Here is an 11605-nt window from a genome sequence, read left to right as displayed (position 1 = left end):
GGGAACAAGCGCGCGAATATGCCACAACTCATGTGAACTCGCCGCGCTCCGGGCGAGCTTAGTCCGCCGAAATCAGCACCGAGTCATATTCGGCAACCCTCTGCGACGGGTGCGACGACGGCATACACTCGCCCCATTTGCACGCGTGGCAATCATTCGAACACGTGGAGTAATGCCACCGGATGCCCTCGCTCCCGCCCCCGGACACGACGAAGCCCGCCGGGGCGCCCCCTGGATCAGGGCGCCCCGGCGGGCTTCGGCTACCGGCCAGCAGCTACCGGCTCAGCCGACGGAGCTGTACGCCACGACTCCGCGCAGCAGCAGCTCGACCGCCTTGCGGGCGTTCCTCGCGACCGAACCGCCCTCGCGCGGGGCCGCCGCGGCGATCTGGCCGAGGACGTCGATGACCTGCTTGCACCAGCGTACGAAGTCGCCCGCGGGCATCTCCGCCTCGCGCAGCACCTCGTCGAGGCCCTTGCCGTTGGCCCACATGAAGGCGGCCCAGGCGAAGCCGAGGTCCGGCTCGCGCTGGCCGACCCCCTCGGTCTGACTGATCTTGAACTCTTCCTCCAGGGCGTCGAGCCTGCCCCAGATCCGCACCATCTCGCCGAGCGCCGCCTTCGCGGGGCCGGAGGGCACCTTGGGCGCGAGCGCGTCGTCGCCGACCCGCGCCTCGAAGACCAACGCCGAGACGCACGCGGCCAGTTCGGCGGGGCTCAGCCCCTCCCAGACCCCGGCGCGCAGGCACTCGCTCGCCAGCAGGTCCAGCTCGCCATAGAGCCGGGCGAGGCGCTTGCCGTGCTCGGTGACCTCGTCGCCCCGCAGATAGTCGAGCTCGCTGAGCAGGGCGACGATGCGGTCGAAGGTACGGGCGATGGTGTTCGTCCGGCCCTCGATCCGGCGCTCCAGCTGGGAGGTGTCGCGCTTGAGGCGGTGGTACCGCTCGGCCCAGCGGGCGTGGTCCTCGCGCTCGTCGCAGCCGTGGCAGGGGTGCGCGCGCAGCTCCGCGCGCAGCCGCACGATCTGCTGGTCGTCGGCGGCCGCCGCGCGGTTCTTGCGGTGCCGCTCGGGGACGATGTGCCCGGCCTTGGTGCGCAGCGCCGAGGCCAGATCGCGGCGGGACTGCGGCGAGCGGGCGTTGAACGACTTCGGGATGCGCATCCGCTCCAGCGCCTCGACCGGCACCGGGAAGTCCATCGAGGCGAGCCGCTTGACCTGCCGCTCGGCGGTGAGCACCAGCGGACGCGGACCGTCGACGTGATCGAAGCCGCGGTGGCCGTTGGCCCGGCCCGCGGGCAGTCCGGGGTCGAGGACGAGCGCGAGGCCCGCGTACTTCCCCGTGGGCACGTGGATGACGTCGCCCGGCTTGAGCTTCTCCAGGGAGGCGGCGGCCGCGGCCCTGCGCTGGACCGCGCCCTGCTTGGCCAGTTCGTTCTCGCGGTCCTTCAGCTCGCGGCGGAGCCGCGCGTACTCGTCGAAGTCGCCGAGGTGGCAGGTCATGGAGGCCTTGTAGCCCTCAAGGCCCTCCTCGTTCTTCTGGACCTGGCGCGAGATGCCGACGACCGACTTGTCGGCCTGGAACTGTGCGAAGGACGTTTCGAGCAGTTCGCGCGAGCGGTGCCGGCCGAACTGCTCCACGAGGTTGACCGCCATGTTGTACGACGGCTTGAAGCTGGAGCGCAGGGGGTACGTGCGCGTGCCCGCGAGGCCCGCCAGGTGCTCGGGGTTCATGGCGCGCTGCCAGAGCACCACCGCGTGGCCCTCGACGTCGATGCCCCGCCGCCCGGCCCGGCCGGTGAGCTGGGTGTACTCGCCGGGGGTGATGTCGGCGTGCTGTTCGCCGTTCCACTTCACCAGCTTTTCGAGCACCACGCTGCGCGCGGGCATGTTGATCCCGAGGGCGAGGGTCTCGGTGGCGAAGACGGCCTTCACAAGGCCCCGCACGAACAGCTCCTCCACGACCTCCTTGAAGGTCGGCAGCATGCCCGCGTGGTGCGCCGCGATGCCGCGCTCCAGGCCCTCCAGCCACTCGTAGTAGCCGAGGACGTGCAGGTCCTCGTGCGGGATCGAGGCCGTGCGCTCCTCGACGATCGCCCGGACCCTGGCCCTCGCCTCCTCGTCGTTCAGCCGCAGGCCCGCGTACAGGCACTGCTGGACCGCGGCCTCGCAGGCCGCGCGGCTGAAGATGAACGTGATCGCGGGCAGCAGGCCCTCGGAGTCCAGCCGCTCGATGACCTCGGGGCGCCCCGGCGTCCAGACCCGGGAGCGCTGTCTGCGCTCGCGCTCGCGGTCGGCCTCGCGGACCATCTTGCCCTTGCGGCGGTCACGCGGGTTGTACGACCGGCTGGACTCCAGGCGGGCCATCCGCGTCAGGTCGGGGTTGACCGCCTTCTTGCGGCCCTCGCCCTCCTCGAAGAGGTCGTACATCCGGCGCCCGGCGAGCACGTGCTGGAAGAGCGGCACGGGCCGGTGCTCGGAGACGATCACCTCGGTGTCGCCGCGCACGGTGTCGAGCCAGTCGCCGAACTCCTCCGCGTTCGACACCGTGGCCGAGAGGGAGACGAGGGTGACGGACTCCTGGAGGTGGATGATCACCTCTTCCCAGACCGCGCCGCGGAAGCGGTCGGAGAGGTAGTGCACCTCGTCCATGACCACATAGCCGAGGTTCACCAGCGCCTGCGAGCCCGCGTACAGCATGTTCCGCAGGACCTCGGTGGTCATGACGACCACCGGGGCGTCGGCGTTCACGCTGTTGTCGCCGGTGAGCAGGCCGACCTTGTCCGCGCCGTACCTCTTCGCGAGGTCGGCGTACTTCTGGTTGGAGAGCGCCTTGATGGGCGTGGTGTAGAAACACTTCTTGCCCTGGCCCAGGGCGAGGTGCACGGCGAACTCGCCGACGATCGTCTTGCCCGAGCCGGTGGGGGCGGCCACGAGCACGCCCTTGCCGGCCTCCAGCGCCTTGCAGGCCTCGATCTGGAAGGGGTCGAGGCCGAATTCGTACATCTCGCGGAAGGACGCGAGTGCGGTGGCCTGCTCGACAGCGCGCTTGCGCGCCGCCGCATACCGCTCGGCCGGTGAGAGGTCCTCTGTCATCGTGCTTTCGAGACTACCGGCCACCACTGACAACGGACGATCAATATCCGGAGAGGACCCCTGCACGTCACGTCACGTCGTCGAAACCGTTCACCCGGTGGTCGGCCCGGCCGGTGCCCGCCTGCTCGGGGAGCGCCTTGGGCGCGGAGACGGCCTCCATGTCCCCGATGTCCTCGGGCGTGAGGTCGAGCTCGGACGCCTCGTCGTCGTCCAGCTCGGCGTCGGGGTCCCTGCGGGCGCGCCGCTTGTCGTTCAGGAGCGAGAAGCCGACGGCGATGAAGTACAGGACGACGATCGGGCCCGCGAGGGCGATCATGCCGAACGGGTCGGTGGTCGGCGTCGCGACCGCGCCGAAGATGAACACGCCCATGACGACACCGCGCCACCACCCGGCCATGCGCTTGCCCGTCACCATGCCGGTGAGGTTGAGCATGATCAGCAGCAGCGGGAGCTCGAAGGCGGTGCCGAAGACCAGCACCATGCGGACCGTGAAGTCCAGGATCTTGTCCATCGGCAGGATGTTCGCCGAGCCGTCGGGGGTGATCCCGAGGAGCACGCGCATGCTGATGGGCATGATCACGTACGCGAGCCAGGCGCCGCCCGCGAACAGCGGCACGGCGGCGGCCACGAAGGCGTACGTGTACTTGCGCTCGTTCTTGTGCAGCCCGGGCGCGATGAAGGCCCACAGCTGGTAGAGCCAGACCGGGCTGGCGATGATGACACCGGCCATGACGCTCACCTTCACCGTGGTGGTGAAGGGCGACAGAAGGTCGGTGTAGGCGACGACGGCGCACTCGCCGCCCTTGCTCTGCAGACCGCCGTCAGGGCAGCGCGGCACGGGAGAAGCGAGGAACTTCATCAGCTCCTCGCTGTAGAAGGCGGCCGCGATCGCGACGATCGTGATCGCCAGCATGCCCTTGGCGAGCCGGTTGCGGAGCTCGCGCAGATGCTCCGCGAGGGGCATCCGCCCCTCGGGGTCCTTCTCCTTCTTGCGGGCAGACTTGAGCAACCCACGTCCTCATCTCGTGCGGCAGACCGGCCTGCGCCGGCCTTGGATCAGCGCTGCGTCGTACGGTCGGTCGGCTCGGCGACCGGGCGGGAGCTGGTCACGTCGCCGGGGGCAGCCTGGATCGTGCGCTTCTGGAGGGGGTCGCTCGGCGGGTCGGCCGGGGCGGCTTCGTCGGTCTTGCTCTCGGACTTCATCGCCTTGGCCTCGCTCTTGAGGATGCGGGCCGACTTGCCGAGGGAGCGCGCCATGTCGGGCAGCTTCTTGGCGCCGAACAGCAGGACGACAATGACGAGGATGAGAATGATCTCGGTGGGGCCGAGCCTACCCATAGCTAATACCTTCTTCACCGAGGCGACAGGAGTCTGGTGCGCGTGGACCGGACATACATCCGATCTCGCCGCTGGCAGCGATCGTAACCCCCCGGGGTAAACGCTCGGCAATCCCCGCGCATACTCCGAGTACGGCCCCCCGCCTCGATTCCGGGCCGTCATCGCAGCGTACCCGCCCGCCTCGGGCGGGTGACAGGCCGCGGAGCTAAAGAGCCCCTTGCCCCGCACGCGCCACGGCCGCCGCGGCCTTCTCCAGATCCTCGGCCGCCTGATTGATCTGCTGTGTGGTCCGGCTCACCTGCTGCGCGAGCCGCCGCGCCTCCACGAACACCTTCACCGCAAGTACGCCGAGGACGGCGAGGCCCAAGAAGCCCGCCGCGATCGCGAGCATCGCCCAGAACATGCGCCGAGCCTAGACGGTCGAGTGCAGACGCAGGGTCCGCACCCCGCCGCCGGTGAGCAGTTCGACGATGCGCTCACCCGCGGGCTTGCGCACCGAGGCGCCGCACTCGGGGCAGGTGAAGGAGTAGAAGGTGGTGCGGTCGCTGGCGCCGATCACCAGGCGCAGCGCGCCCGCGGAGAGCTCGAAGCGGGCGCGGCAGTCGGGGCAGGCGGCCGTGAAGAAGACGGGCCGGGCGGGCCCGGCCTGGGCCGGCACTCCCGGCAGCCCGGACATGGTCGGTGTGCTCAACGCCCTTGCTCCTGCCGTTCATATGCCTGCGCGTACGGCTGCTCATCGTAGGCCCCGCCCGGCGCCGCGTCGTGCGCTTCGGTGAGCACGGGTTCCCGCTCCGCGGCGGGCGGCCCGTCATAGGCCGCGAGCGCCTCGCGCGCCGCCTGCCGGGCGCTCTCCGCGAGCTGTACGGGAGAGACGATCCGCCCGTCGCCGCCGAGCCGCAGCGCGAGTCTGCGCAGGGACGCGGGGTCGGGGGTGCGCAGGGTGATCCGCAGGCCGCCGTCGGGCAGCTCCTCCGCACTGTCGTGCGGGTAGTACTCCGCGACCCAGCGGCCGCCGGGGCCGACCTCGACGACGACCTCGGGGTCCTCCGCCGCGGGCTGCACGAGCGCCTCGGACAGGTCGCGGAGCTCGACCTCGGGCGGCGCGGACGGCTCGTCGAGGATCTTGATCTCGGCGACGCGGTCCAGGCGGAAGGTGCGGCGCGCCTCGGAGCGGCGGCACCACGCCTCCACGTAGGTGTGACCGACGCTGACCAGACGGATCGGGTCGATCTCGCGCTCGGTCAGCTCGTCGCGGGCCGGTGAGTAGTAGCGGATCCAGAGCCTGCGGCGCTCGGAGATGGCCCGGTCGACATCGGCGAAGACGCCGCCCTCGGACTCGAAGGTCACCGAGAGCCGGGCGCTGGCGCCCGCCGTCTCGCCCGCCGCGGTCTCCAGCTTGGCGGTGGCGCGCAGCAGCGCGAGGCGGTCGCTCTCGCGCAGCCCCGGCAGGGTGGCCACCGCGCGGGCGGCCAGCGAGCAGCGCGGTCGCCTCGTCGGCGGCCAGGCGCAAGGGGGCGGCGACGTCGTCGGGGTTGTGCCACCAGATGCGGTCGCCGTCGGTGTCGATGTCGAGCAGGTCGCCGCCGCGGAAGCTGGTGCCGCACAGGGGCAGCACATCGAGGTCGGAGATCAGTTCGTCCGGGGTGATGCCGAAGGCGCGGGCGACGTCCTCCACGTGCGCGCCGGGGCGCTCGCGCAGATAGGTCACCAGGGACAGCATCCGTCGCGTCTGGTCGATGGCGTTCGAGGCCATTGGTCCTTCGTCCCCCTCAGCCCTTGGCCACGGCGCGCAGCCGGTCCACTACATCGGCCCGCAGCTCGGCGGGGTCGAGGACCACCACATCGGGCCCGAACTCCACCAGCCAGGCGTCGAGGCCGTGGCCGTAGGGAATCTCCAGCTCGTCCCAGCCGTCGCCCGCTTCCCGCACCGAGCCCGCCTTGGCCCGCAGCGGATATCCGGCGCCCGCGCGCAGCCTGATGCGGGCCGTGCGGTCGGCGGACTCCCCCGCCCAGCCCGCCACGGTCTCCCGGACGGTGACGACGTCCGGGACGTCGGCGGTGTACTTGCCCGCGCGGGCGCGGACCTTGCCGGTGATCCGCGAGAGCCGGAAGACGCGCTCGGCGCCCCGGTCGCGGTCCCAGCCCGCGAGGTACCAGTGGCCGCGCCAGCACTCCAGGGCCCACGGCTCCACGTGCCGCTGCTCGGGGCGGGCGGCGGTGGCCTTGCGGTAGTCGAAGACGACGGGCCTGCGGTCGCGGCAGGCAAGCATCAGCGGCTCGAAGGACGCCTCGTGGGCCGGGATGCGGGGCTCCAGGGCGCTGTGCGCCCCGTACGGGTCGAGTTCCTCGGGCAGACCGGCGGCGCGCAGCTTCTGCAGGGCGCCGCTCGCGGCTCCGGCGAGGCGGGCCTGCTGCCAGACCTTGGCGGCGAGGCCGAGCGCGGCGGCCTCCTCGGCGTCCAGGGTGATGGGCGGCAGGCGGTTGCTGTCGCGGCGCGCCAGATAGCCGACGTCTCCGTCGAGGTTCTCCACGGTCTCGATGACCAGGCCGAGCTCGCGCAGGTCGTCCTTGTCGCGCTCGAACATCCGGTTGAAGGAGTCGTCCGAGCCCGCTTCGAGGTAGGCCTCGATGGACTCGCGCAGCTCACGCTTGCTGAGCGGCCGACGCGTCCCGAGCAGGCACAGCGCCAGATTCATCAGCCGCTCGGCCTTGGCAATGGCCATCGACGCCCTTTCTCGGCCTTACACACACGTTTCTCGAACACATAACGCCTACGAGCACACAATGCTTCCGACCGATGACCGTACCGCCCCGGGGTGTCGTGGCAAAAGCCGAGGGCCCATGCCTGTCCGGCATGGGCCCTCGGCGGACGGGTCTCAGACCGCGACGAGGTCGCAGACGAAGATCAGCGTCTCGCCCGGGGCGATGCGGCCGCCACCGGCGCCGCGGTCGCCGTACGCCAGGTGGGCCGGGATGGTCAGCTCGCGCCTGCCACCGACCTTCATGCCCTGCACGCCCTGGTCCCAGCCGGAGATGACCTGGCCGGCACCGAGCTGGAACTCCAGCGGGTTGCCGCGGTTCCAGCTCGCGTCGAACTCCTCGCCCGTGCTGAAGGCGACGCCCACGTAGTGCACCTTGACGAAGTCGCCCGCCTTGGCGACCGCGCCGTCGCCCTCCCAGATGTCCTTGATCTTCAGCTCGGTCGGCGGCTCGCCGACGGGGAAGTCGACCTCGGGCTTGTCAATGCTCACGAAAATGCTCCTGCTTGATACGGAAAGTCAGCGCGGACAGTCTTACATCTCCGGGGGCTCACGACTTCGCGAGGATGTCCACGGTGAAGACGAGGGTGGAGTCCTTCTTGATGGAGCTGCCCTGCGGCGGCTGGTCGCCATAGCCCAGCTTCGGGGGGATGACGATCAGGACGCGGCTGCCGATCTTCTTGCCGGTCAGGCCCTGCGCCCAGCCCTTGACGACCTGCGCGAGCTGGAACTGGGCGAGCTGCTTGCGCTTGTACGAGGAGTCGAACTCCTTGCCGTCCTCCCAGATGACGCCCTTGTACTGGCACAGGAGGCTGTCGGTCTCCTTGATCACGTCGCCGTCGCCCTCCAGGATGTACGAGGAGACGAGCTTGCCGGGCGCGTCGGTCTTCGGGATGTCGATCGAGGGGGCCTTGCCGTCGGTGTTGGTGCCGACCTTGGGCAGGTCCTTGTTGGACTGCGCGACTTCCTTGCCCTTGGCGGAGCTCTTGGCGTTGAAGGTGTCCACGAGGTCGACGACGAACACCAGGGTGTCGGAGCCCTTGATGCCCGCCTGCTTGTTCCCCTCCTTGCCATAGCCCTGCTCCGGCGGGATGGCGAGCTCGACGCGGCTGTCGAGCTTCTTGCCGACGAGGCCCTGGTCCCAGCCCGGGATGACCTGGCCGACGCCGATCGGGAAGACCGTGGGGTTGCCCCGGTCGTAGGAGTTGTCGAAGACCTTGGCCGTGGCCCAGATCTGGCCGAGGTAGTGCGCCTGGAGGTAGTCGCCCTTGGCGACCTCCTTGCCCTTGCCCTCGATCAGGGTCTTGACGGCGAGGTCGGACGACGGCTTGCCGGAGCCCTTGGCGACGGTCGGCTTCTGGCCGAACTTGTCGCCCTTGGTGATCTCGGGCACCGGGCCGTCCACGATCTTCGCCTTCGGCGCGGCCGACGGAGAGTTGGTCGGGGCGTCGCTGGTCTTGGACTTGGCCTTGTCGGGCTTGTCGTCACCACAGCCTGCGAGCGTGAGCAGGCCGGCCGGGACGGCAAGGAGGAGAGAGCGTCGGCGCACGGTGGGAGCCTCGTATCGGTTGATCTTGTGGGTTGGCGTGCGCGCAACTCTACGGCGTGAGAAGGGCGCCGTACGAGGAACGTACGGCGCCCGCGTTGCGTTCCCGCAACGCCACTGACTGCACCGGGGTCACCCGCGGCGGGCCGGATCACCTCCCGGCACGCCCGGGGTCACATCCCGGCGATCAGCTTCTCCACCCGGTCGTCGACCGACCGGAAGGGGTCCTTGCACAACACCGTGCGCTGTGCCTGGTCGTTGAGCTTGAGGTGCACCCAGTCGACCGTGAAGTCGCGGCGCTGCTCCTGGGCGCGCCGGATGAAGTCGCCGCGCAGCCGCGCGCGGGTGGTCTGCGGGGGCACCGACTTGCCCTCGAAGATCTTCAAGTCGTTGCAGATGCGGGCGGCTTGCCCCTTCTTCTCCAGGAGGTAGTAGAGCCCCCTGCGGCGGTGGATGTCGTGGTAGGCGAGGTCTATCTGGGCGACCCGCGGATGCGACATGGTCATGTTGTTCTTGGCGCGGTACCGCTCGATGAGCTTGTACTTCATGACCCAGTCGATCTCGGTGCCGATGCGGTCGAGGTCCTCGGACTCGATGGCGTCGAGCGTGCGCCCCCACAGTTCGAGCACCTGCTCGACGGTGCCGGTGCGGATGCCGCGGCGGTCGACGAAGTCCACCGCCTTCTCGTAGTACTCGCGCTGCACCTCCAGGGCGGAGGCCTCGCGGCCGCTGGCCAGGCGCACCTTGCGGCGGCCCGTGATGTCGTGGCTGACCTCGCGGATGGCCCGGATCGGGTTCTCCAGGGTGAGGTCGCGCATGACGGTGCCCGCCTCGATCATGCGCAGCACCAGGTCGGTGGCGCCGACCTTGAGGAGCATGGTCGTCTCGGACATGTTCGAGTCACCGACGATGACGTGCAGCCTGCGGTAGCGCTCGGCGTCCGCGTGCGGCTCGTCGCGGGTGTTGATGATCGGCCGGGAGCGGGTGGTCGCGGAGGACACCCCCTCCCAGATGTGCTCGGCGCGCTGGCTCACGCAGTACACGGCGCCGCGCGGAGTCTGCAGCACCTTGCCCGCCCCGCACAGAAGCTGGCGGGTGACGAGGAAGGGGATGAGGATGTCCGCGAGCCGCGAGAACTCCCCGTGCCGGGCCACCAGGTAGTTCTCGTGGCAGCCGTAGGAGTTTCCCGCCGAGTCTGTGTTGTTCTTGAAGAGATAGACGTCGCCCGCGATTCCCTCCTCGTGAAGGCGACGTTCTGCGTCGACGAGCAAGCCTTCCAGAATGCGCTCGCCGGCTTTGTCGTGGGTGACCAGCTCGGTCACGTTGTCACATTCGGGTGTCGCGTATTCCGGATGTGATCCCACGTCAAGATAGAGGCGGGCGCCGTTCCGCAGAAAGACGTTGCTGCTGCGGCCCCATGACACGACACGGCGGAAGAGGTAGCGCGCCACCTCGTCAGGCGACAGCCGGCGCTGTCCCCTGAACGTGCACGTGACGCCGTACTCGTTCTCCAGCCCGAAAATGCGGCGGTCCATGACTGAACATTACGCCTGATGCCCGGCACTGAAACCGGGTTCGACGGCACCGTTTCGATCATTTTCCGATGAACCCGCAACGACCTCCGTTTCACCGGGCTTCACCAATACCCGCGCGGTGGCCAGCAAAACCAGGAGGGCGGCTCCGCCCGCGAGTCCGGGCACCGCGAATCCGCCCGCCGTGCCGCCCCACTCGACGACGGGCCCCGCGGCCGCCGTGCCGAGGGAGGCCCCGACCGTGAACGTCGTGACGAGCCACGAGAACGCCTCCGTGACCGTGCCCCGTGGCGCGTGCCGGTCCACGATGATGAAGGCGCAGGCGATCGCGGGAGCGAGGAAGACGCCCGCGAGCGCGGTGAGCGCGGTCATGGAGGGCACGCCCGGCACCAGCGTCAACGGCACGTAGCAGACCGCGAGGAGGGCCACAAGGACGCTGAGCCGCCGCTCCGGGAGGCCCCGCCACCGCCGGGCGCCGTACACCGAGCCGCCGACCAGCGCGCCGAGGCCGAGCGCCGCCATCAGCCAGCCGTAGACCGCGTCGCCGCCGTGCTCGTCCGCGTAGGACACCGCGGCGACGGTGATGGAGCCGAGCGCCATGCCGATGAAGAGGAACGCGCCGAGGAGTGCGAGGAGCCCGGGTGAGCGCAGCGCCCCGAGCCAGTGCGCCTCACGGGGCGCCGAGCGCCACGCGCGTGAGGGCCGGGACAGCACTACGGAGAGGGCGCCCAGGACGCCGACGGCGTTGACGACGAGCAGGGCGGCCCCCTCCGACCAGAGGGCCACGCATCCGGTCACGAGCAACGGCCCGACGGTGAACATCACCTCCTGGGCGATGGCGTCCATCGCGTACGCGGTGTGGACCTGCTCCTCCTTGCCGAGGACGCTCGGCCACAGGGCCCGCAGGCCGCCTTCGAGCGGCGGTGTGAAGAGACCCGCGGCGGCCACCGCGACGTAGGCCGCGGCGAGGCGGTCGGGCCCGGTGAAGGCGAAGAGCGCCATGGCGAGCGCGGAGAGCAGGGCGGCGGGGAGCTGCACGCGCGCCTGGCCGTGCAGGTCGACGAGGCGCCCGAGCAGCGGCTGCCCCACGGCGTTGGCCACGCCGTACACGGCGGCGAGCCCGCCCGCGAGGCTGTAGCTGCCGCCCTCGGCGCGGATGAACAGCACGATCGCGATCGCGGCCGTGGCGTTGGGCAGCCGGCCCACCAGCGTCCCGGCGAGCAGCCGTGTCGCGTACCGCGTCCTGAGGATCTCCGCGTATCCCGCCGCCATGCCCGCCTGCCCTTCCCCCGCGCCGCCACGGCCGAGGTTTTACGTATAACGTCGAGTGMCATACG

10 protein-coding genes and 1 pseudogene are annotated in these 11605 nt (G+C 70.2%); all 11 read right to left on the bottom strand.

Going from position 1 to position 11605, the window contains the following annotated elements:
* Window positions 1-282 precede the first annotated feature (282 nt).
* Window positions 283-3093: a DEAD/DEAH box helicase gene (locus AB8Z36_RS14085; protein ID WP_369213614.1), complete on the bottom strand. Its 2811-nt coding sequence runs from the start codon at window positions 3091-3093 to the stop codon at window positions 283-285.
* Window positions 3094-3160: 67 nt separating this feature from the next.
* Complete coding sequence (gene tatC / locus AB8Z36_RS14080; RefSeq protein WP_369213616.1) at window positions 3161-4057, bottom strand: twin-arginine translocase subunit TatC; 897 nt, start codon at window positions 4055-4057, stop codon at window positions 3161-3163.
* Between the two features lie 92 nt (window positions 4058-4149).
* Complete coding sequence (tatA, locus tag AB8Z36_RS14075) at window positions 4150-4431, bottom strand: Sec-independent protein translocase subunit TatA (RefSeq protein ID WP_369213613.1); 282 nt, start codon at window positions 4429-4431, stop codon at window positions 4150-4152.
* A 205-nt stretch (window positions 4432-4636) separates the two neighbouring features.
* Entirely contained in the window at window positions 4637-4834 is a 198-nt protein-coding gene (locus AB8Z36_RS14070) for a hypothetical protein (RefSeq protein ID WP_369213612.1), read from the bottom strand.
* Window positions 4835-4843: 9 nt separating this feature from the next.
* Entirely contained in the window at window positions 4844-5107 is a 264-nt protein-coding gene (locus AB8Z36_RS14065) for a hypothetical protein (protein ID WP_369213615.1), read from the bottom strand.
* 11 nt (window positions 5108-5118) lie between these two features.
* Window positions 5119-6184: pseudogene (locus tag AB8Z36_RS14060) on the bottom strand (helix-turn-helix transcriptional regulator).
* Between the two features lie 16 nt (window positions 6185-6200).
* Window positions 6201-7154 (bottom strand): helix-turn-helix transcriptional regulator, encoded by a 954-nt coding sequence (locus tag AB8Z36_RS14055; protein ID WP_369213611.1) that lies wholly within the window; start codon window positions 7152-7154, stop codon window positions 6201-6203.
* A gap of 153 nt (window positions 7155-7307) precedes the next feature.
* Window positions 7308-7682, bottom strand: a complete 375-nt coding sequence (locus AB8Z36_RS14050) for an FKBP-type peptidyl-prolyl cis-trans isomerase (RefSeq protein WP_369213610.1) — start codon at window positions 7680-7682, stop codon at window positions 7308-7310.
* A gap of 58 nt (window positions 7683-7740) precedes the next feature.
* A complete protein-coding gene (locus AB8Z36_RS14045) occupies window positions 7741-8739 on the bottom strand; it encodes an FKBP-type peptidyl-prolyl cis-trans isomerase (RefSeq protein ID WP_369213609.1) in 999 nt (332 codons plus the stop codon).
* Window positions 8740-8909: 170 nt separating this feature from the next.
* Window positions 8910-10271, bottom strand: a complete 1362-nt coding sequence (pafA, locus tag AB8Z36_RS14040) for a Pup--protein ligase (RefSeq protein WP_055567245.1) — start codon at window positions 10269-10271, stop codon at window positions 8910-8912.
* A 9-nt stretch (window positions 10272-10280) separates the two neighbouring features.
* Window positions 10281-11540, bottom strand: coding sequence for an MFS transporter (locus AB8Z36_RS14035; RefSeq protein ID WP_369213608.1), 1260 nt, complete (start codon window positions 11538-11540; stop codon window positions 10281-10283).
* Between the last annotated feature and the right edge of the window lie 65 nt (window positions 11541-11605).

The sequence above is a fragment of the Streptomyces flavofungini genome, assembly GCF_041028215.1.
GTDB classification, from domain to species: Bacteria; Actinomycetota; Actinomycetes; order Streptomycetales; family Streptomycetaceae; genus Streptomyces; species Streptomyces flavofungini_B.
The sequence above is the reverse complement of the archived record's forward strand: the minus strand, read 5'-3'. Positions and strand labels throughout refer to the sequence as shown.

What these genes read in the sequence shown, in the direction of transcription:
- AB8Z36_RS14085 (WP_369213614.1), bottom strand. Translation starts at nt 3,093, where the DNA reads ATGACAGAGGACCTCTCACCGGCCGAGCGGTATGCGGCGGCGCGCAAG.
- tatC (WP_369213616.1), bottom strand. Translation starts at nt 4,057, where the DNA reads ATGCCCCTCGCGGAGCATCTGCGCGAGCTCCGCAACCGGCTCGCCAAG.
- tatA (WP_369213613.1), bottom strand. Translation starts at nt 4,431, where the DNA reads ATGGGTAGGCTCGGCCCCACCGAGATCATTCTCATCCTCGTCATTGTC.
- AB8Z36_RS14070 (WP_369213612.1), bottom strand. Translation starts at nt 4,834, where the DNA reads ATGTTCTGGGCGATGCTCGCGATCGCGGCGGGCTTCTTGGGCCTCGCC.
- AB8Z36_RS14065 (WP_369213615.1), bottom strand. Translation starts at nt 5,107, where the DNA reads ATGTCCGGGCTGCCGGGAGTGCCGGCCCAGGCCGGGCCCGCCCGGCCC.
- AB8Z36_RS14055 (WP_369213611.1), bottom strand. Translation starts at nt 7,154, where the DNA reads ATGGCCATTGCCAAGGCCGAGCGGCTGATGAATCTGGCGCTGTGCCTG.
- pafA (WP_055567245.1), bottom strand. Translation starts at nt 10,271, where the DNA reads ATGGACCGCCGCATTTTCGGGCTGGAGAACGAGTACGGCGTCACGTGC.
- AB8Z36_RS14035 (WP_369213608.1), bottom strand. Translation starts at nt 11,540, where the DNA reads ATGGCGGCGGGATACGCGGAGATCCTCAGGACGCGGTACGCGACACGG.